Below are 22047 nucleotides of genomic sequence, written 5' to 3' on the forward strand. Positions count from 1 at the left end.
GTATATTATAGGGGAAATAATGAATAAATGTATTCCAATGATAATTAATGGAATGATTCAAGATTTTGATAATTATGCATATAAAGAAGTTAAACTAAATAATGATAATAGAGTAAAATTATCTGTCATTACTGAAAGTTCAGTTTCAAAAACATTAAATATCAAAGATAGAATTAATCTTAATTTAAATCAGATTGTGAATTTTTTATATACCGTTGGTCAACGATGGAAAAGTGAAGAATATAATCGGCGACGAACCTATATCCGTGAGTTAAAAACATATCTTGGTTATTCTGATGAAATGGCAAGGTTAGAAGCGAATTGGATTGCAATGTTATTGTGCTCTAAAAGTGCTTTGTATGACATTGTTAATTATGATTTGGGCTCTATACACGTATTAGATGAATGGCTTCCACGTGGTGATTGCTATGTTAAAGCACAACCGAAAGGTGTTTCTGTTCACTTGTTAGCTGGTAATGTTCCATTATCAGGAGTGACATCTATTTTGCGTGCTATTTTAACAAAAAATGAGTGCATTATTAAAACTTCGTCTTCAGATCCTTTTACTGCAAACGCTTTAGTTTCCAGTTTTATTGATGTTAATGCAGACCATCCAATAACCAAATCAATGTCTGTTATGTATTGGCCGCATGATGAAGATATGACTCTATCTCAAAGAATAATGAATCATGCCGACGTGGTTATTGCTTGGGGTGGAGACGAGGCGATTAAATGGGCGGTAAAATATTCACCACCGCATGTTGATATTCTGAAATTTGGACCAAAGAAAAGCTTAAGCATTATTGAAGCTCCTAAAGATATAGAAGCAGCAGCAATGGGGGTTGCTCATGATATTTGTTTCTATGACCAGCAAGCCTGCTTCTCTACTCAAGACGTTTATTATATCGGAGATAATTTACCTTTATTTTTAAATGAACTTGAAAAACAGCTAGATCGATACGCGAAAATTTTACCAAAAGGTTCAAACGGTTTTGATGAAAAAGCGGCGTTTACTCTTACTGAAAAAGAAAGTCTATTTGCTGGATATGAAGTGAGAAAGGGAGATAAGCAAGCTTGGTTAATAGTCGTATCACCTACAAATAGCTTTGGAAATCAACCGCTATCACGAAGTGTGTATGTGCATCAAGTGTCTGATATTAATGGGGTAATTCCTTTTATTAATAAAAATAGAACACAAACTGTTTCTATTTATCCTTGGGAAGCGTCATTAAAATATCGAGATAAATTAGCAAGAAGTGGTGTTGAAAGAATTGTTGAATCAGGCATGAATAATATTTTCAGAGTTGGAGGGGCTCATGATTCATTATCTCCTCTCCAGTACCTAGTTAGGTTTGTATCGCATGAGAGACCATTTAATTATACGACCAAAGATGTTGCGGTTGAAATCGAACAAACACGTTACTTAGAGGAAGATAAGTTTTTAGTTTTTGTCCCATAGTTAAAAGGAAATTATATGAAAGATGAAAGTGCTTTTTTTACGATTGATCACATTATCAAGCTTGATAATGGTCAGTCTATCCGAGTTTGGGAAACACTCCCTAAAAAAAACGTACCAGAGAAAAAACATACAATACTTATTGCTTCGGGTTTTGCTAGAAGAATGGATCATTTTGCAGGTCTTGCTGAGTATTTATCTACTAACGGTTTTCATGTCATTCGCTACGATTCTTTGCATCATGTTGGATTAAGCAGTGGATGTATAAATGAATTTACGATGTCGATTGGAAAAAATAGCCTGCTTACAGTCGTAGATTGGCTTAAAGAGCATGGTGTCGAACGAATAGGGCTGATTGCTGCTAGTTTGTCAGCGAGAATCGCTTATGAGGTAGTAAATAAAATTAAATTATCATTTTTAATTACGGCCGTAGGTGTCGTTAATCTTAGAGATACATTAGAAAAAGCATTGGAGTATGACTATTTGCAATTACCTATTTCAGATCTACCAGAAGATCTTGACTTTGAAGGTCATAATTTAGGAGCTGAGGTCTTTGTTACAGATTGCTTTAAACATAAATGGGACACATTAGACTCGACACTTAGTGGTGTTAAAGGATTAACGATTCCATTTATTGCTTTTACTGCAAACGATGATAGCTGGGTAAAGCAAAGTGAAGTTATAGAGCTCATTGATAGTATTGAATCTAATAATTGTAAGCTCTATTCGCTAATTGGAAGTTCACATGATCTTGGGGAAAATTTGGTTGTATTAAGAAATTTTTATCAATCAGTAACGAAGGCAGCTTTAGCATTAGATGTTGGTTTATTGGATTTAGATATAGATATTATTGAACCTCGATTTGAGGACGTTACAAGTATTACTGTTAAGGAGCGTAGATTAAAAAATGAAATTGAAAATGAATTATTAGAATTAGCTTAATTAAATAAAATCACCAAAAAGGAATAGAGTATGAAGTTTGGAAATATTTGTTTTTCGTATCAACCACCAGGTGAAACTCATAAGCAAGTAATGGATCGCTTTGTTCGACTTGGTATCGCCTCAGAGGAAGTAGGCTTTGATACATATTGGACCTTAGAACATCATTTTACAGAGTTTGGTCTCACGGGAAATTTATTTGTTGCTGCGGCAAATCTGTTAGGAAGAACTAAAACATTAAATGTTGGTACTATGGGGGTTGTTATTCCAACAGCTCATCCTGTTCGACAATTAGAAGACGTTTTATTATTAGATCAAATGTCGAAAGGGCGTTTTAATTTTGGAACCGTTCGAGGGCTATACCATAAAGATTTTCGAGTATTTGGTGTTGATATGGAAGAGTCTCGAGCGATTACTCAAAATTTCTACCAGATGATAATGGAAAGCTTACAAACAGGAACAGTTAGTTCTGATAGTGATTATATCCAGTTCCCTAATGTAGATGTGTATCCTAAAGTATATTCTAAAAATGTTCCAACGTGTATGACTGCTGAGTCCGCAAGTACGACAGAATGGCTAGCAATACAAGGGCTACCAATGGTTCTTAGTTGGATTATTGGTACTAATGAAAAAAAAGCACAGATGGAACTCTATAATGAAATTGCGACAGAATATGGCCATGACATATCTAAAATAGATCATTGTATGACTTATATTTGCTCTGTTGATGATGATGCACAAAAGGCGCAAGATGTTTGTCGGGAGTTTCTGAAAAATTGGTATGATTCATATGTAAATGCGACCAATATCTTTAATGATAGCAATCAAACTCGTGGTTATGATTATCATAAAGGCCAATGGCGTGATTTTGTTTTACAAGGACATACAAACACTAATCGACGTGTTGATTATAGCAATGGTATTAACCCTGTAGGCACTCCTGAGCAGTGTATTGAAATAATTCAACGTGATATTGATGCGACGGGTATTACAAACATTACATGCGGATTTGAAGCTAATGGAACTGAAGATGAAATAATAGCTTCCATGCGACGCTTTATGACACAAGTCGCTCCTTTCTTAAAAGAACCTAAATAAATTACTTATTTGATACTAGAGATAATAAGGAACAAGTTATGAAATTTGGATTATTTTTTCTAAACTTTCAGAAAGATGGAATAACATCTGAAGAAACGTTGGATAATATGGTAAAGACTGTCACGTTAATTGATTCAACTAAATATCATTTTAATACTGCCTTTGTTAATGAGCATCATTTTTCAAAAAATGGTATTGTTGGAGCACCTATTACCGCAGCTGGTTTTTTATTAGGGTTAACAAATAAATTACATATTGGTTCATTAAATCAAGTAATTACCACCCATCACCCTGTACGTGTAGCAGAAGAAGCCAGTTTATTAGATCAAATGTCAGAGGGGCGCTTTATTCTCGGTTTTAGTGACTGCGAAAGTGATTTCGAAATGGAGTTTTTTAAACGTCACATTCCATCAAGGCAACAACAATTTGAAGCATGCTATGAAATAATTAATGACGCATTAACTACAGGTTATTGTCATCCCCAAAATGATTTTTATGATTTTCCAAAGGTTTCAATTAATCCACACTGTTACAGTGATAATGGGCCTAAGCAATATGTATCCGCAACATCAAAAGAAGTCGTCATGTGGGCAGCGAAAAAGGCACTGCCTTTAACATTTAAGTGGGAGGATAATTTAGAAACCAAAGAGCGTTATGCAATTCTATATAATAAAACAGCACAACAATATGGTGTTGATATTTCGGATGTTGATCATCAATTAACTGTAATTGCGAACTTAAATTCTGATAGAAGTACGGCTCAAGAAGAAGTGAGAGAATACTTAAAAGACTATATCACTGAAACTTACCCTCAAATGGACAGGGATGAAAAAATTAACTGTATTATTGAAGAGAATGCAGTAGGGTCTCATGATGACTATTATGAATCGATAAAATTAGCGGTGGAAAAAACAGGGTCTAAAAATATTTTATTATCCTTTGAGTCAATGGCTGATTTTAAGGGGGTAAAAGAAATTATTGATATGTTGAACCAAAAAATTGAAAAGAATCTACCCTAATAAAATTAAGGGCAATTTATATATTAGATTGCCTTTTTTGCATTTCTGTTGATATTAGGTGTTATTGGAGAGGGGATGGTATGACTGTTCATACTGAATATAAAAGAAATCAGATTATTGCCAGTTCAGAAATTGATGATCTTATTTTTATGAGTACACCACAGGAGTGGTCATTTGAAGAGCAAAAAGACATACGAGATAAATTAGTTCGTGAGGCTTTTTATTTTCATTACAATAGAAATGAAGAATATAGAAATTATTGTATCAATCAGCATGTGAGTGATAATTTACACACTATTGATGAAATACCCGTGTTTCCAACATCTGTTTTTAAATATAAGAAATTACATACTGTCACAGCTGATGACATTGAAAATTGGTATACAAGTAGTGGAACTCGTGGAGTAAAAAGCCATATTGCACGTGATCGTCTTAGCATTGAACGCTTACTTGGTTCTGTCAACTTCGGAATGAAATACGTTGGAGATTGGTTTGAGCATCAAATGGAATTGATAAATTTAGGACCAGATAGGTTCAATACAAATAATATTTGGTTCAAATATGTCATGAGCTTGGTCGAGTTACTTTATCCGACTGAATTTACAGTTGATAATGACAAAATAGATTTTGAAAAAACAGTAAAACATCTATTTAGAATTAAGAATAGTAAGAAAGACATTTGCTTAATTGGGCCACCATTTTTTGTGTATCTTCTGTGCCAATATATGAAAGAAAACAATATTGAATTTAAAGGAGGGGATAGAGTACATATTATAACTGGTGGAGGGTGGAAATCTAATCAGAATGACTCTTTAGATCGTGCTGATTTTAATCAATTATTAATGGATACTTTCCAACTCGACAAGATTAATCAAATTAGAGATACCTTTAATCAAGTTGAGCTTAATACTTGTTTTTTTGAAGATGAATTTCAAAGAAAACATGTTCCACCGTGGGTATATGCTCGGGCTCTTGATCCTGAAACATTGAAACCCGTAGCAGATGGTGAGATCGGGTTGTTAAGTTATATGGACGCCTCATCAACTGCTTATCCTGCTTTTATTGTTACTGATGATATCGGTATTGTAAAAGAAATTAGAGAACCAGATCCTTACCCAGGGGTAACCGTTGAGATTGTTCGGCGCTTAAATACACGTGCGCAAAAAGGATGCGCGCTCTCTATGGCGAATGTCATACAAAAGAATATAAAGGATTAAGTTATGATTGTTGATGGCAGAGTTTCAAAGATAGTTTTAGCATCGATAAAAAATAATATATATAAGGTATTTATTACTGTAAATTCACCAATAAAGTTCATCGCTGGACAATTTGTAATGGTCACGATTAATGGGAAAAAATGTCCTTTTTCAATTGCGAATTGCCCGACAAAAAATCACGAAATAGAATTGCATATTGGTAGTTCGAATAAAGACTGCTCATTGGATATTATCGAATATTTTGTCGATGCTCTTGTTGAGGAAGTCGCAATTGAGTTAGATGCTCCCCATGGAAACGCTTGGTTACGGTCTGAAAGTAATAACCCATTGCTATTAATTGCGGGAGGTACAGGTTTATCATATATAAATAGCATTCTAACCAATTGCTTAAATCGGAATATACCTCAAGATATTTATCTTTACTGGGGAGTAAAAAACAGTTCTCTTTTGTATGAAGACGAAGAGTTATTGGAATTATCACTAAATAACAAAAATCTTCATTATATTCCTGTTATCGAAGATAAAAGTGAAGAATGGATAGGAAAAAAAGGTACGGTTCTTGATGCTGTAATGGAAGATTTTACGGATCTAGCCCATTTTGATATTTATGTTTGTGGGCCCTTCATGATGGCTAAAACAGCAAAAGAAAAATTAATTGAAGAGAAAAAAGCAAAGTCAGAACAGATGTTTGCCGATGCTTTTGCATACGTATAAAGAGAATATAAAAAGCCAGATTATTAATCCGGCTTTTTTATTATTTCAATATGTCCAAGGGTAACCAAGTGACTTCAACTCCCGCCTGAGAAAACATATCTTGGCTAACTTGGATTTTTTCACCCCAACGAGATAAGAAGTCTTCAGTCTGTTCAGGGCAATATACTTTTGAAATTCCTGTTTGGATGATTTTTGCTGCACAATTTGGGCACGGGAAGTGAGTAACCCAAATATCACACCCTTCTAAATCGCGTTTAGCAAATAAAATGGCATTTTCTTCAGCATGAAGCGTTTTTAAATATTTAATTTCGCGCTCATCAGTATCTGCGCTGTCAGATACACCATGCGGGTAGCCATTAAATCCAACAGAAACAATACGGTTATGCTTAGTGATTACTGCACCAACTTGAGTTGACGGATCTTTACTCCAAGAACCGACTAATTCAGCCATTTGGAAGAATCGCTTTGCCCATTTAGAAATCATAACGTTGCCTTTTGTGTCTGTATTTACAGAAGTATTTTATCTATTTCATAAGCTTATAACACAGTTTCTATGTGTCAATAAGAGGAAAATAGAAATAGTGTATAATTTATACTCACTCATCCGAAAAAGAGATGGATACTAACTTTTTCAATCTTTAATTGTATCATAGAATCTCGCCATTCTTTGTTGTTACCGAGGTAAAAATGACAACATTTCATGCAGATTCATCCATCACTCGTACTTTTTGGCGTTATGCTATTCCTTCTATTGCTGCAATGGTGGTGAGTGGACTGTATCAAATTATTGATGGGATCTTTGTTGGTCACTATATTGGTTTTGAAGGCCTTGCTGGTATTAATATGGCATGGCCTGCAATTTGTATTTTAGGTGCTATTGGTGTCATGGTTGGAATGGGCACTGGCAGTGTTATGTCCATATACCGTGGCGAAAATAAATTAGAAAAAACAAAAGTGGCCTTAACAACAGGCTTTTGGTTACTTGCGATATTAAGCATCATTGCGATCACTTGCATTGTATTACTCGCAAAAGATATTTTGCTTGCTCAAGGTGCGGAAGGTCAAAACTTTGCCTATGCCATGGATTACATCAATGTACTTATGTTTGGAGGCTTCTTTACTGCATGTGCGACAGCGTTACCTATGCTTGTGCGAAATGATGAGTCGCCAAATGTCGCTACGTTCCTGCTTGTTATTGGCGCATTAATTAATATTGTTTTAGATTACGTGTTTATTGGTGTGATGGGATTAGGACTTTCTGGAGCTGCATTAGCAACGTTACTGGCTCAAGCTTGTGTCACCGTTTTAGGTATTGGTTATTTCTTTACTCAACGCTCAAGTATTCAAATTACATCAAAAGAAGTGCTGTTTTCTTGGAATAAAGCGAAGCAGTCTCTCTCTTTGGGATCATCAGCATTAGTGATGTATTTATATGGTAGCTTTGTTGTTGCAATGCATAACGCGTTAATGATGCATTACGGCTCGGCAACGACAGTGGGAGCCTATGCCATTGTTGGTTACTTATTTATGCTTTACTACCTTCTTGCACAAGGTATTGCAGAAGGGGCTCAACCACCAATCAGTTATTATTTTGGTGCGAGAGAAAATAAAAAAGTGTATCAAATCTTCAAGATTGCATTGAAGTGGGTAGTCATTACAGGCATTGGTTGGGTAACTATTTTAAATATTTCACCAGAGCTAACGACAGCATTATTTACTAATGGTGATAAAGCTTTGATTGCTGAAACTATTGTCGGTATTCGTTATCACTTATTTGCGATGTTCTTGGATGGCATGATTGTATTGATTACGATTTACTTTTTGTCCGTAAATGAAGGCAAAAAAGCCATGGTAATTTCCATTAGTAATATTGTAATTCAATTACCCTTCTTACTTATATTGCCTAAGTGGTTTGGAATTGATGGAGTTTGGTTAGCGATGCCAGTATCAAACATTGCATTGATTATCTGTATTGCACCAATGGTATGGAATCATTTGAAAACTCAGAAGATTATCAAGCCATTACCATTGACCTCTACATCGGTCATGAGTCATTAGAGTATTTAAAATAGGAAATTTTTTATTCCAATATTTACTCTTTTTATTTTATAGAAATCGAATAGACTTTAATGGGTTTATTCGATTTTTGCTTTGTAGGGAGTTAGCATGACCGAATTTGAAAAAATGAAAAGTGGTTTGGTATTTGATGGTGGTGATCCTGAAATAGACGCTATTCGTAATCAAACACAAAAGTACCTTCAACAATTTAATCAAAGTACAGAAACGAAAGAAAAGCTATCTATTTTACCAAATGTATTTAATGCTTTTGGTCAGAGTTTTATTCAAGCCCCTTTCTTTTGTGAGTTTGGAAAGACAATCTCTATAGGAAACGAAACGTTTATTAATATGAACGTGACCATGCTCGATGGTGCAGAAATTACAATTGGTAATAATGTACTAATTGGCCCTAATGCTCAGTTTTATACGGCTTCTCATTCATTGGATTACAAAAGCCGTCGTTGTTGGGAAACTTATTGTAAGCCTATTATCATTGAAGATGATGTATGGGTTGGTGGTAGTGTAGTTATTAATCAAGGCGTTACTATTGGTGCTCGTTCGGTAATTGCTGCAAACTCAGTGGTGAACCATGATGTGCCATCTGATTGTTTGTACGGTGGAACGCCTGCCAAATTAATTAAACGACTTGATCAAAAATAAAAAGAGTTAGTTAAAAATTAGGTGTTTGAGATGGATAAGTATAACGAAATGTAACTATATGTTTATTCATTAACAAGTGCTTAAAATAAGGTCAATATAGTTATTGACCTTATTGTAAATCAAGCATATAAGAGTAGGAAAATAATAACGTATGTACGTTGTTCTTATTACTTAATAATTCGAGGTTTACATTGGATATTGCCATATTACTTTTTCTAATTGTGATTAATGGTGTGTTTGCTATGTCTGAGATTGCTCTCATGACGGCAAAAAAGAGTCGATTACAGAAATTAGCAGCAGAAGGCAGTAAGTCAGCTGCTAAAGCGATTAAATTAGGCGAAGAGCCTACTCAGTTTTTATCTACGGTACAGATAGGTATTACCGGAATTGGTATATTAAACGGTATCTTGGGTGAGGCGGCATTTTCGGGCCCGATCTCAAATTTCCTTATTTCATTTGGTGTTCCAGCAGGATTAGCGTCTACCGTTTCGACTATGTCGACTGTTGTGATCATCACTTATGTGTCAATCGTTGTTGGTGAGCTTGTTCCAAAACGTATCGCTCAGTTTCACGCAGAACGCATTGCAACGCTGATAGCGCCATTGATCAGCATGCTAGCTTCTATCTCTCGACCATTTGTATTCTTATTATCTATCTCAACAGATGCGATTTTACGTTTATTAGGTCGCTCAAATAGCGATGAAGCATCGATTACTGAAGATGATATTCACGCTTTGCTTTCAGAGGGCTCTGAGCAAGGTGTTATTGAAAAACATGAACACAGTATGGTGCGAAACATCTTACAATTAGATGATAGACGAGTTGCATCATTAATGATCCCAAGAAATGAATTGGTTTATTTCGATACAGAGCAATCTTGGGATGAGAACTTGCCGAAATTATTGCGCTCAGAATATTCTATTTACCCTGTAACACGTGGTGGTATGGACAATGTGCTTGGTTTTACTACATCACGCTTTTTACTAAAAGCGGCACATCAAGAGCACCGTACTAAGTGGTTAATGCGTAATTTATTACCTTGTTTAACGATTCTAGAAAATAAATACGGCAGCGAATTGTTGGAGTTACTAAAAACGACGGGTGAAGAGATTGCTCTAGTCGTTGATGAATATGGTGATGCTCAAGGTATTGTCACGCAAAAGAACTTGTTAGAAGCGTTAGCGGGTGAGTTTAAATCTGAAAACCCGAACGATGCATGGGCTGATCAAGTATCAGAAACTGAGTGGGTTTTAGATGGTTCAATTCCGACAACAGTGCTAAAAGACACCTTAAATCTGGCTACTTTGCCTGAAGAGAAAGAAGGGGATTATCAAACGCTGACAGGTATGTTTATGTGGTTAACAAGCAATGTACCAGCTGTTGGAGATACCTTAGAATACCAAGACTGGAGTTTTGAAGTGTTATCTATTGATAATAATAAAGCGAATAAAGTTCGAGTGACTCAAGTTCAGCCAGAATTGGTATAGAAATCATAGAATAATAAATAAAAGGAGATCATATGATCTCCTTTTTTTGTTTTTATTTTTTAAATAACCAACTTGGATTTAATGATTGCCACGAGATTTCTGTTGTTCGGTATAAAGAAATACTAACAAATAGAGCGAGAGTTCCAAGCAAAGCGTATAGACTTAAAAAACCTATGCCAGCATGTTCAAAACTGGTTAATGGGTTGTGTGATAATAAAACGGTCGTTGGTATTTGGTATATATGAGACAGAAATTGAGAAATCCCATCCCAACCTAACACCCAATTGGATAAGAGCTTTAATGCATATCCTCCCAAGAACAATACAATTAATGGTGAATTAGATACTTGGGATACGGCCAGTATTAACCCTGCTATTGGTAACATAACAATGCTGACTAATAGCATTCGAGTTAAAAATTGAAACCAGCTAGTTATCACGTAAAGAAGCGATGAATGTTCATGCAATAAAACGAGAACAGAATCACTGGATAAGCTAATAAACCATAAACATAAATTGGCAATAAGCACTAAAATAGAGAAAATTAGTGGAATAACAATAAGCCCAAAAGTAAGTTTAACTGCATGTGTGTGTTGGCTTGTAACTGGCATACTGCGCCAAAAAGCAGAACTTCCTTCGTTACGTTCTTTGCGTAAGGTTTTAGATAAATATGTTGTGCTTAAAGCAAGAGATAGGATCCCCGCCATAAAACTTAACATGAGTTGCACATCGTTTGAGAATTCAGTAGAAAAAGGCGTAAAATCGCCCTGAGTCTGAACAGAAATAAACAGATTATCTTGCAAGTTGGCATTCATCATTAAACTTAAAAAGAGCAACACACCACATAGCAGAATAAACAGTGGTACACGGGTTACTGTTTTATGTTCAATCAACTCTTTTTGTAGCATATAGAAAGAAGGACGCATTACACTGTCTCCTTTTGTAAAGTGATAAACAGATCAGCGAGCGTTCCCTGAGGGATATTCTGCATCGTGTCGAATTTGACACAATTTCCTTGTTTTAGAATCAGAACATCAGTGAGTAGTTTTTCAATTTCACTGACCTCATGGCTTGCGATGATTAAGCATCTATCACCTTGATTAAACCATTCCATTAAGTTGCTATAAAAGCTATCTCGATATAACAAATCTAAGCCGAGAGTGGGTTCATCCAGAATGAGCACTTTTACATTGGTGGCGATAACAAGAGCTAAATGAACTTGGACTTTCATCCCTTTAGATAAACTACCAATTTTACTACTCAATTTAATGTTGGTTTTTTCTAATACCGACAATGCTTTATTAATATCAAAACAAGGATGAACGCCTGATGTGTATGTTAAGATTTGTTTTATTGTCATCCATTCAGGCAACACATTTACATCTGAGATATACGCTAAATGCTTCATTAGCTCTGCGTGATTTTCGATTGGATCTAAACCATTTATTTCAATATTGCCGCTATAACGATGTGCACCTAAAAGCGCATTGATAAGCGTCGATTTTCCTGCACCATTGTGTCCAAGTAGGCCTAATACTTGACCAGAAGATAAAGTGAAGCTGATATTATCAAGAGCTTGTTGAGCTTGATTCGAGTCAGGGTAGTGTTTAGATACACCACTCACTGTAATAATAGGATTCATTCTATGCCTTAGCTGATTGAATTGATTATGGTTATTGAGTAGCAATACCATGATAAGTTCCATAAATAAAGAAATGCGCCCAAATTAGCAACTTATCAATAAGAAAGAATAGATACTTAGCATTCTTCTCAAATATATGATTAGTAATGCTCAAGAGACTTTTGTTTTCATGTGGCAAATTGTGTGTCACATATAAATAAAAGAGAGTAAGCAGATCACACAATGATCTTTTAATTTTATGATAAGTAAAGATTGCAAAATAAGACGGTTCGAAGAGAGACTGCAAAAAACCTATCAACGATTTGGCTATGTATCATTAGATTCGATTGTAAAAAGTTATTATGAATGCCGTGCTGAATATTCGGATTTTACTCCGTATAAACAACGGGATTTTGTGCCCGTAAGTTATGAGAAAACGAAATTATCGCCACAACGATTAAATCAAGTGCTCTCTTCACTGGAAAAGGCTAATGCAGTGAAAAAAGCACAGTTTATTTAATAGTTAGATAATCTGATTAATAACGCTCTCTATATGGGAGCGTTGTTCTTTAATGTTGAAGTAGACTGTTTTATTAAATATAAAAATACTCTTTTTCTAATTAATGACGTGATCGCGAAAGTATTGTTAATTAGTCATAGTAACCGAAGACGAACTGCTTTAGAGTCAGTAAATACTTTATTGTTTTTGAGGTTTTTATGTTTACCCAACGTCCTATTAAGCAAGCAAAAACGATTGAAAACGTCTATGGAAGTGCGTTTTATCACCTCGAAGCAAAAGATCGCACGATTGATGAATTGAGAAAAAAGCTAGAAGCAAAAACGGATAATCAAGAATGGATTGAGACGGTTTTATCGGATCTTATTGGCCGAGGCTACCTTAAATCAGATAAGGATTTTGCTATTAATTTTGCTGAAATGGCATTCAATTCAGCGAAAGGCAGCCAATTTATTTTATTTAAATTAAAAGAAAAAGGGATTCACGAGTTAGATGCAAATGAAGCGATTGATTATTTGATTAATCGTGATGAAATTTGCGAATTTACTATATTGAACAATCGTTTAAGTCATATGGCGTTAGATTCATATTCAAGCGATAAGCTATATTCAACCTTAATGAAATACGGTTTTAAATCCTCTGATGTGCGAGAAGTCATTAAGTCTCATCCTATTGCATCAACGCTTCCTTCTAAAATGCAAATCAAAGCAGATAAAGCTGATATCGTTAAAGAAATAGAAAAGTTGGCTCGTAAGCTAAAAGGAAAAACCGCAATTAAACGAGAGCTTAAACAAAAGCTGATTGATATTTCAAATTTTGATGAAGAAATTGAAAAATTAGAAAAGGATGGCTCTATAGATTTCTATGAAAACTGTCAACTACGATTAGATAAAAAACGTTTTGATTTGAGCAATTCAAAAGAGAAGAGTAAAGCTTATTCTTATTTGTATTCTTATGGATTCAGTTCTGATGAGATAAAAGAAACCTTACAAGAATGAAAAAGCCCACACCGAAGTGTGGGCTTAGTTTTTAGGGCCAACTTGGGCTCGTTGAGTAGTCACTAAAATAAATGCTTAATGCCCTAAAATCATTTTAACTTATTGAATCAATTAAATAAATCATTTATGTTTCTACCTGCTACTATGTAATTAGCTTGATCTAACAAGCTTAGAATATAATTTTCACGCTTTATTTCTATATGTTTTAATATTGCCGCTTCTTGATAGTTTTTACCAAAATGTTTACTTTCTTCTAAAATCTGAGAACGTTCTTTATGATCGAACTCATATACCTCACAAGAAAGTATTTTAAGTGCTTCACTTTTAATAACACCTTGATCTTGAAGTAGTTTAATGATTTTTTTATCTAAAAATGTAAGTTTACTTGATTTCATATCTAACCTTTCAATAGTAAACATATTCCATATGATTAATCGATAGCTCTAATAATTTGTTTATAAATATAGTACAACCATGTTAAGTATAAAAAGGCAAAATGAAATTAAATAATTTATAGTTGCTGTTTATTGTTTATTGTTTATTGTTTATTGCTTTAGTGAATGATAGGATGGTTTATTATGTTTTTGTCAATTTTGCTCTTGACTTTTATTGGTTATTTTATGGTGGTTTACATTTAGGTAACATTTTTAGCGGGGAGAGATAGAAAATGGAATTTTCAAAATATATAAAAAAAATCAGAGAGAGTAATCAACTTACGCAACAAGAGATGCTCGAACTTTTGGCTCAATCTGATTCGTCATTTGATAAGTTAGATTTAACAACGTTAAGCCGTTGGGAAAGAGGAGTTACTATTCCTAAGCTGGAGAAGCGATTAATAATTGCTAGGTTATTTAGCTACGATGTAGCGACTCTTATCGATCCTTATGTAGAAATACCAAAAGATAAAAGCTTATTGTTAAAAAAAGTGTTGCATAGGCCTGTAAATCCTTATGTGTTCAAAGAAGATAAGTTTAACTTAACTAAATTTGATTCATTAATAAATAATAATGAATTATGTAAATTGTTGAGTATATTTCATCAATCACACCTTGATGTTGAGTTGAGAGCAAGCATTTTTTCTAAAATTGCAGTTAAGATGGATGCTTATTTATCTAATGATGAAGAGTTATTGGGGCATTTATTGTATGGGTATATTCCGGCAGATACTTCAATTGATGCATTAGATTTAAATAAATTAGAAAACTGTCCTTTTATTGATGATATTTCCTGCATTGATGCTGATATTGCTCTATATGTAGTCTCAGGGTATAGTTCACTATCTATTCCTAGAACTATAACAATGTTAACTGTTCTTGATATTTTACGAAAAAGAACAAATATAAAAAAAGTATACATAAATTGTCATGCGCAAGAAGGTTTTGATATGTATGAAAAAAACTTTAAACCAGAGGTTATAGGTAAAGGAAAAGAGCTTTTATTTTACGGTGTTAAGTATTTAAACCGTTATTATCGATACATTCAACTTTCTATGAACCCAGAAACCGTTTTATCAGCAAAAGTCGTATCTAATATGGTCCCTTTTACCGATGAGCATCTTAAGGAGTTATTAGATGAGAGTTGATTCAAGATTCTATATATTTTATAGAAAATGTGATATAGCTTTAGCATAGCTATATCACAATTGATTTATTCAAATTCCCATTTTGTACCATTGAATGTAAAAATTAAGGATTGGTTGCTATATAACCATTCATAGTCACTAGTATTTGGCCCATAGTATATCTTTGAAGAGAAAGTTGCTGTAGAGTCAAAAGTAACCATTCTTCCTTTTTTTACATTCTCATAGGGTAATACAAACTCATCAATAAACTGGCCATCAGCAGTAATAACTTTTACCTTTTTGTATTTGTTTAAGTAATCATCAATGTTTTCATTGAATTGCTCCAAACTTTTTTGGCTGTTTATCCATTTTACAAAATGAAGATTAACAGTAGACATTTGTTCTGAATTTTTTGAATAAACTGATAAATAAATATCATCCTCCACATTATTTAAGAATTTAATATTTACTTTATTATTTTCTTCGTACATCTCTATCTCCATTTCTTGAGGAGACAATAAGCGCATATATACTGGTCCTGTTATACTCTTGTCTCTGTAAATATTGATAGTATAATTATCATCATCATTTAAAATAGGTTGAGATATTAGTGTATCAGGTAGTACATAACGGTTATTTAAAGTGTATTTATATTCATTTACAACATGATTTCCAAAAATGTCATCAATACCATCTGTTGATGCCCAGCCGGAATCGTGGGTAAAACCATAGGTATGATAGTATTCATGAACGAAACCTTGCCAAGATTCTTGTTCGGTATCTGTGCTATTTAGCCATTCCATTAATTCGTGGTTCATCCAAATAGTACCATAGGTTTGATTATATGTATTATGGGCTTCAAGTTTTCCCATTGTGGCTAAGCCCCATAAATTAGATCCAGAGCCATTACCTTCAAAGTCAAAGTCTGTACTATCAATAAAAAGGTCTATATTTTTCCCTGAAACCGCTCGAGAAAAATATGTATCATAACTGTAAATATCTACAGTTTCATTGTAGTTAAAGCATTCGGGGTTATCTGAGCAAATAATGCCTAATTGTTGAGTTACTTCATGCAATGTTGAAGGTGAATTCATCATAAATCGGTCGTATATTTGTAGTAAGTCACTATTATTTCTTTCGCTTTTACTGGCATAAACAAGATCGTAATTTGAATAAATATTGCCAGGTGGTTCAGTGATATCAGCATTATAATCCCATATTGAGTTAGATATCGTTGTCAAGTTAATGACGCTAACATTAGTGAAATCTTCTGATAGCTGGGCCTCAGAATAAGCATCAAGAGGCTCAGAAAGTAGTAGTCTCACTATATCATCGTCCAATTGAACTAATAACTCACTAATTTCATATGGTGTATTGTTGGTCAATTGATTCATAGTGATGCTTATATTATTTAGGTCAACAATATTCGGTATCATTAATGAATTTATATTAGATAACTGAATGTTTTTAGTTGTAATATCAATTGGGGTAACACTATTTAAAGGTAGTTCAATTAGTCTATTTTCTTTAATGTGTGTTTTATCTATATAAGATGGAGAGGGAGAATTAGTATCACAACCTACCATCACGAACAAAGTGATTGTGAATAAGTAATTTAATTTCATAAATATGCTCAATCAAAAAAATATGATTTCAACGCATAATTTAATTTTGCTAAAGAGCATATCGAAGTTAGTTTTAACTATAATGCTAATAAATTTAATTAATCGATGTCAGGAATATTATTATTTTTTACGATATTTTTTTGCTTAATAGGAATAAATTCTTCGTTTATTTTCCTTTCATGTATGAAATTACTGTTAATTATTGCGTCTAATGAAACATAATTAAATCTTATATATGTCTTTTTTAGACGCTTATAAAACTGCGTTGTTAAATATTCGCTCTTTGGCATTGATGCATCACTAAAGAAGTATTCATCCTGCAAATATAGCAGATTTGTTGAGTGAATGGCAATTAGCTTATTTTCAAATAATAATAAAAAACTGCCAATTGAATTTCTATGTGATTTTGTCGATGATTAATGAGCATATAACTTACATATAGGAAGGTAATGAAATGAGTGTAGCACCGATAACTAGCTCGGCTTCACAAGAAAGCCACTTAGTCCCTCTTGATACATTAATGCTTCAAGTTATGTCTGAAAGAGCAGAACAATGTGAAGAAACAGTTCGAATTATTGCAAATGAAATTGATGCTCAAAACCAGCAACTAGATGTATATAACGAGACAAAAGAAAAATTTTTAGGGGCTCAGAAAGGAGATGAGATTGTTTTGACTGAAGAAGAGTATTTAGCATTAGAAACAGCACTCGGTGAAGATAAAATTGGGCCTGATGACGATGATGTATGCGAAGTTACGAGTAGGGATCCTGTTAACGGAACTGTTACAGTAGAAATTAGAGCTAAAGATGATAATTTTGATGAAAATAAAAGTGTGATTAATACCGCATTAGACAATGAAATATCATCATTGAACTCATTATCTCAAATGAAGATGATTGATCTGCAATCTGCAATGGATAAATACAATAACGCATACTCAAGTGCTTCGAATTTTGCTTCTAAATATAACAGCTCATTATCGAATGTAGTATCTAATATGAGGTAAGTCATGATTAATAATGCAATTAGCTCATTAAATACACAAATAGATAATGTAGAAGCTCAGTTAAGAACAAAGTTGAACACAGCAGATGTGTCTGATACTGGTGATATGTTAGAGATTCAGGCTCTTAGTGAAAAATGGGCTTTAATGGTGAACTTAGAAAGCACGGTAACGAAAAAAGCATCAGATACCTTAAGTAAGATTATTGATAGGGTGTAATATGGCACTAGAAGTCTCATCAATTATCACTAAGTTAAGTGAAAGCACATTTACAAATAACTTAGCAGACATTAATAAAACAGTTGATATTGAAAAAATAACTACAGCGGATGTTTTAGATTTTCAAAAAATGATCACGAATTCAACATTAGAGAAGTCTTTACAGGCTTCAGCTCTAATTAAATGCGCTAGCTCGATCGAGCAATTAATGAAAGGTCAATAGAATGAGAAATAACACTTACGTATGTGGGGTCTCCCTGTTAATCATTGCTTCAATGAATTTAAGCGCCGAAGAGATAAAGAAAGACGAGATAAAAGTTAAAAATGAAAAAAGCCCATTTTATTTATCAAGTGGGCTTGGTTTTAGTAATTATCAAAATTTGTGCTCTGTGGGTACTACTGGGAATTGCAGTAATAAATCTGTGTCGGGCCGTATTGGTCTTGGTTATGATATATTGGATAGAATGGCTTTAACTACTGATTATCGCTATTTAGGTCAAGGGAAGTATAACGATGAAAGTGTTGTTACAAATGCATGGACAGTTGGAACACAAGTTAAATTACCTTTAAACGAGAATTTAAAACTCACTGGTTCATTTGGGATTGGAGTCTTTAATCAAGATGTGAATAGTAATAAAGATAGCCACTTAAGTAGTTATTTAGGTACAGGGCTATCTTATAAAATTAGCAATGCTTGGTATATGAATTTTGACTACACGTATTATAACAGAAACGACAGTAATATGTCTGGAGAAGTAACGATACGTCCTGATATTAGTGAGTTTATTTTTGGATTTACATATTACTTTAATAAGTCATATAAAATTAGAAAAATAGAAACAGTTGTTACAAAAGAAAAAGTAATAACAAAGCAAAATCACATTTATGTCGTTGAATCTGATGGGCAGTTTGTTACGGGTTCATATAAATTAGCTAACCCAAGTAAATTTAATTTTGTTTACGATTATTTATCTAAAAACCCTCGTAGCAAAGCTGTGATTTCAGGTTATACCGACTCAACAGGCTCTGATACTTTTAATCAGAAGTTATCAAAGCAAAGAGCAGAAGAAGTAGCGTCGTATATTTCAAAAAGAGGGATAAGCAAAGACCGTTTAATTAGTAAAGGACTTGGTGAAAGCAAGCCTGTAGCATCTAATTCAACGAAAGAAGGCCGAGCAAAAAATCGTCGTGTAGAAGTATTATTTAAGGATGATATCTAATGCGTGATTTTATAAAAAGTTATGCTCTATTTTTTTTTATGGCTATCTTTTTTATTAGCGGCTGTGACAGTAATAGAGCACCTTTATTCGGAAATACCAAAGGGTACACATTTATTAGTCCTGAATTTTCAAATATTCCAGTAGGGGATAGTTTAGTTCTATCTCTTATTAAATATGAAAACGGAGAAGAAATAGATGTTACAAAAGATGCAGATTGGAGCGTATCAAGTGGTGACTCCTTCATTGCCTTAAATAACAATGAAGTGACAGGTATTGAACAAGGGCTTGCAAGAGTGACGGCTTCTTACCTAGGTGAGAAATATGTTGCTATTGTAAATGTTACTGGTGCAATAACCTCTATATGGATAGAAGTAGAGTATCCTGCAGTACCAGTTAATGTAGAGCAAAACTTAAAAGTAATGGGAGCGACAGAGAACAACGTTGCTGTTGATATTACAGCATTAAGTGATATTAGCTCAAATATGGGAACGGTTATCGGCGAGCAAGGTGAATATAAGCCAACTCAAGCAGGTACAGAGACAATTACGGCGAATTATAAGAGCATTAATGATCAAACTGACATTTATGTAATTGATGCTTATCCCCTTAATATTGTTACGAAGCCTCAGGAGCTTAATGTACCTTTAAGTTATCAGTTCTCATTAAGTGCTACTGGCCTGTTTTCTAATGGATTAGAGTACGACTTGACTGATTCTGCTTCATGGCGAAGCACTTCTGGAAGTGTAGAGTATTTGTATGGGCCACACTTTCTGGCAAAGACCATTGGTGATGCAGAGCTAATTGCAGAGTTTGGTCCTGTTAATTCATCATCAACAGCGCATGTGAAAGGATTAGATGAAATTGATGTTAGTATCGAAACCACACCTAGCCAAAAAAGCATGTGGGTGGGTAGAGAGCTTAAGCTAAATACCATTGCAAAGTTTGATAAAGAAAGCGTAGATGTAACCAAGTTTACGCGATATCTATCGAATGATTTAGAAGTATTAAGCCCAGTTCAATCAAATGAATTTGTAGCTATCGCAGAAGGTAACACAGAGGTCCAAGCTAACTATCAAGAGTGGTCAAACTTAATACCTGTAGAGGTATTATCGGGACAGCCAGAAGGCGACTTAACAGTTACTCCTGGCGCTACCAGTATAAATAAAGGTGGCACAGGTTCGTTGCAGGCACAGGTAATGTTTAATAGTAATCTTGTTGATGTTACTGATGAAGTCAAATGGAGTTCAGAAGATAATAGCACTGTGATGGTTTCAAACTTGGGGGTTATTTATGGCGTTAATGTAACTAGCTCTACACAAGTATATGCAAATTATGCGAATTTGACTGAGAGTAGCTCTCAAGTCACTGTTTTAGATGGTGAACCAGATTATGACTATTTTATATCGCATAACGGAGGACCACTTGAGCCATCAACACCTTATAGTATTACTAAAGATGATGGCTATCAGTTGAGGCTGGTTAGGATAGACAAGAATAATCCAGATTCACAAAATATCATGATCACAAATACATGGAGCTCTAATAATCCAGAAATAGCGGTGAGTGATAACGGTCTAGTTACGGGAAGGACATCAGGTGCACAAGGAACCATAACCACTTCATATTACGATGTAGATCAACATAAAATTGAAGAATCCGTAACCGTTCAAGTAAGTGATGCGATTGGTACATTGACTATTGAAAGACAATCAGGAGATGAAACAATTTATCCTATTGATTATTATGAAAATTCTACTGATGACTCATATGTATATGTGCTTAAAAATGATGGCGTTGAAGTTTTAAGAGATGTGATCTGGGAAGTAAGTAGTGGCCCTGCAAGCATAACTCAAAATGCTAGCAGGGCGACAGTTACTCCTGATAAATATGGGATAATAACATTAACAGCTAGTTATCAAGGTCAAGATATTGATTTAGATATTACTTCAAGAAAGCTTACGGAGTTAAATATATATATAGATGATGTTAAAATTAATGATAACGATGAAATTGATTTATATGCAGCAAAAGATATCAAAGTAGATTTAAAAGCTAAGTATACCACTAATGGTGCTAGTTATTCTGAAGAGTATAAAAATATTGAACCATTATTTAATAGTAGTTCCGATATTAAATATACAAATAGTGAGAGCGAGCATAGTAGGATTATATTGCCAAGCTCATCAGATAACCCTCCTTGGGCGCGAGATAGTTATAATGAATTTTTAAATTATAGCTTTGGTGGAATAACTCAAAGTTTTAAAGCCAAATTAGCGAATGGTTACTATAATGGTTTTGATGTTGTTTATATTGCTTACAAAGACACTGAATTTAAAAAAGTTTCAGAAATTACTTATAAATTGATGTATCCTGATGAGTCCTGTGCTATTGATGAATATACAAATAATAATGATATTCTAGTTGACTTAAATGCTTATTTAGCAGGTTTAAATATAGGTTTTAATGAGAATATGTGGCCTAACGATCCTTTAGAATATGGTTGGATTATGGAGGGTACAATAGGTCCTGGTTTAAGTAATAGTGCATATTTAATCGATATTCTGGGTAATAATAGTAATGCAACAAGTAGTGATATAAATGATCACTATAGTATTTGTAAAAAAGGTTTAAATTAA

The 22047-nt window shown here is 33.9% G+C and carries 21 protein-coding genes; 16 read left to right on the forward strand and 5 right to left on the reverse strand.

Annotated features, from left to right (window positions below; genetic code table 11):
• Positions 1 to 19: 19 nt before the first annotated feature.
• From luxC to luxG, 6 genes are all read left to right on the forward strand, one after another.
• Complete coding sequence (gene luxC / locus AVFI_RS15810) at positions 20 to 1459, forward strand: long-chain-fatty-acyl-CoA reductase LuxC (RefSeq protein ID WP_188863181.1); 1440 nt, start codon at positions 20 to 22, stop codon at positions 1457 to 1459.
• Between the two features lie 15 nt (positions 1460 to 1474).
• Positions 1475 to 2398, forward strand: a complete 924-nt coding sequence (locus AVFI_RS15815; protein ID WP_188863180.1) for an acyl transferase — start codon at positions 1475 to 1477, stop codon at positions 2396 to 2398.
• Between the two features lie 30 nt (positions 2399 to 2428).
• Positions 2429 to 3493, forward strand: coding sequence for a luciferase subunit alpha (luxA, locus tag AVFI_RS15820; RefSeq protein WP_188863179.1), 1065 nt, complete (start codon positions 2429 to 2431; stop codon positions 3491 to 3493).
• Between the two features lie 38 nt (positions 3494 to 3531).
• A complete protein-coding gene (gene luxB / locus AVFI_RS15825) occupies positions 3532 to 4512 on the forward strand; it encodes a luciferase subunit beta (protein ID WP_188863178.1) in 981 nt (326 codons plus the stop codon).
• 80 nt (positions 4513 to 4592) lie between these two features.
• Entirely contained in the window at positions 4593 to 5729 is a 1137-nt protein-coding gene (gene luxE / locus AVFI_RS15830) for a long-chain-fatty-acid--protein ligase LuxE (protein ID WP_199414874.1), read from the forward strand.
• A 3-nt stretch (positions 5730 to 5732) separates the two neighbouring features.
• Positions 5733 to 6443, forward strand: coding sequence for a flavin mononucleotide reductase LuxG (gene luxG / locus AVFI_RS15835; RefSeq protein ID WP_188863177.1), 711 nt, complete (start codon positions 5733 to 5735; stop codon positions 6441 to 6443).
• 40 nt (positions 6444 to 6483) lie between these two features.
• On the opposite strand, the gene AVFI_RS15840 is transcribed toward luxG, so the two are convergent.
• Positions 6484 to 6927: a dCMP deaminase family protein gene (locus tag AVFI_RS15840; RefSeq protein WP_054775193.1), complete on the reverse strand. Its 444-nt coding sequence runs from the start codon at positions 6925 to 6927 to the stop codon at positions 6484 to 6486.
• A 203-nt stretch (positions 6928 to 7130) separates the two neighbouring features.
• Between AVFI_RS15840 and AVFI_RS15845 the strand changes: the two genes are divergently transcribed.
• The 3 genes from AVFI_RS15845 (at position 7131) to AVFI_RS15855 (ending at position 10648) form a co-directional block, all read left to right on the forward strand.
• Positions 7131 to 8501 (forward strand): MATE family efflux transporter, encoded by a 1371-nt coding sequence (locus AVFI_RS15845; RefSeq protein WP_005423441.1) that lies wholly within the window; start codon positions 7131 to 7133, stop codon positions 8499 to 8501.
• A 108-nt stretch (positions 8502 to 8609) separates the two neighbouring features.
• Positions 8610 to 9161, forward strand: coding sequence for a sugar O-acetyltransferase (locus AVFI_RS15850; RefSeq protein ID WP_155653796.1), 552 nt, complete (start codon positions 8610 to 8612; stop codon positions 9159 to 9161).
• A 191-nt stretch (positions 9162 to 9352) separates the two neighbouring features.
• Positions 9353 to 10648, forward strand: a complete 1296-nt coding sequence (locus AVFI_RS15855; protein WP_005423431.1) for a hemolysin family protein — start codon at positions 9353 to 9355, stop codon at positions 10646 to 10648.
• 52 nt (positions 10649 to 10700) lie between these two features.
• Here AVFI_RS15855 and AVFI_RS15860 read toward each other — a convergent pair whose 3' ends face one another.
• Both AVFI_RS15860 and AVFI_RS15865 read right to left on the reverse strand, forming a co-directional pair.
• Complete coding sequence (locus AVFI_RS15860; RefSeq protein WP_188863176.1) at positions 10701 to 11573, reverse strand: hypothetical protein; 873 nt, start codon at positions 11571 to 11573, stop codon at positions 10701 to 10703.
• The gene (locus tag AVFI_RS15865; RefSeq protein ID WP_054775195.1) at positions 11573 to 12289 is read right to left on the reverse strand and encodes an ABC transporter ATP-binding protein; all 717 of its coding nucleotides are present in this window, start codon (positions 12287 to 12289) and stop codon (positions 11573 to 11575) included. The genes AVFI_RS15860 and AVFI_RS15865 overlap by 1 nt, the downstream gene beginning before the upstream one ends.
• 696 nt (positions 12290 to 12985) lie before the next feature.
• Between AVFI_RS15865 and AVFI_RS15870 the strand changes: the two genes are divergently transcribed.
• A complete protein-coding gene (locus AVFI_RS15870; RefSeq protein WP_188863175.1) occupies positions 12986 to 13783 on the forward strand; it encodes a RecX family transcriptional regulator in 798 nt (265 codons plus the stop codon).
• Positions 13784 to 13890: 107 nt separating this feature from the next.
• Here the strand turns inward: AVFI_RS15870 and AVFI_RS15875 are convergent, their stop codons facing one another.
• Entirely contained in the window at positions 13891 to 14178 is a 288-nt protein-coding gene (locus AVFI_RS15875) for a hypothetical protein (RefSeq protein ID WP_188863174.1), read from the reverse strand.
• 272 nt (positions 14179 to 14450) lie between these two features.
• Here AVFI_RS15875 and AVFI_RS15880 point away from each other — a divergent pair, with 272 nt between their 5' ends.
• A complete protein-coding gene (locus tag AVFI_RS15880; RefSeq protein WP_188863173.1) occupies positions 14451 to 15365 on the forward strand; it encodes a helix-turn-helix domain-containing protein in 915 nt (304 codons plus the stop codon).
• Positions 15366 to 15430: 65 nt separating this feature from the next.
• On the opposite strand, the gene AVFI_RS15885 is transcribed toward AVFI_RS15880, so the two are convergent.
• On the reverse strand, positions 15431 to 16969 hold the full coding sequence (locus tag AVFI_RS15885; protein WP_188863172.1) for a hypothetical protein: 1539 nt from the start codon (positions 16967 to 16969) through the stop codon (positions 15431 to 15433).
• A gap of 454 nt (positions 16970 to 17423) precedes the next feature.
• Between AVFI_RS15885 and AVFI_RS15890 the strand changes: the two genes are divergently transcribed.
• The 5 genes from AVFI_RS15890 to AVFI_RS15910 are packed head-to-tail and all read left to right on the forward strand — an operon-like array spanning position 17424 to position 22047.
• Complete coding sequence (locus tag AVFI_RS15890; RefSeq protein WP_054775202.1) at positions 17424 to 17975, forward strand: hypothetical protein; 552 nt, start codon at positions 17424 to 17426, stop codon at positions 17973 to 17975.
• A 3-nt stretch (positions 17976 to 17978) separates the two neighbouring features.
• Positions 17979 to 18191: an EscF/YscF/HrpA family type III secretion system needle major subunit gene (locus AVFI_RS15895; protein WP_188863171.1), complete on the forward strand. Its 213-nt coding sequence runs from the start codon at positions 17979 to 17981 to the stop codon at positions 18189 to 18191.
• Between the two features lies 1 nt (position 18192).
• Positions 18193 to 18414 (forward strand): hypothetical protein, encoded by a 222-nt coding sequence (locus AVFI_RS15900; protein ID WP_188863170.1) that lies wholly within the window; start codon positions 18193 to 18195, stop codon positions 18412 to 18414.
• Between the two features lies 1 nt (position 18415).
• Positions 18416 to 19411, forward strand: a complete 996-nt coding sequence (locus AVFI_RS15905; RefSeq protein WP_188863169.1) for an OmpA family protein — start codon at positions 18416 to 18418, stop codon at positions 19409 to 19411.
• Positions 19411 to 22047, forward strand: coding sequence for an Ig-like domain-containing protein (locus tag AVFI_RS15910; protein WP_188863168.1), 2637 nt, complete (start codon positions 19411 to 19413; stop codon positions 22045 to 22047). Before AVFI_RS15905 ends, AVFI_RS15910 begins: the two co-directional genes overlap by 1 nt.

It is taken from the genome of Aliivibrio fischeri ATCC 7744 = JCM 18803 = DSM 507 (assembly GCF_023983475.1).
Lineage (GTDB): Bacteria > Pseudomonadota > Gammaproteobacteria > Enterobacterales > Vibrionaceae > Aliivibrio > Aliivibrio fischeri.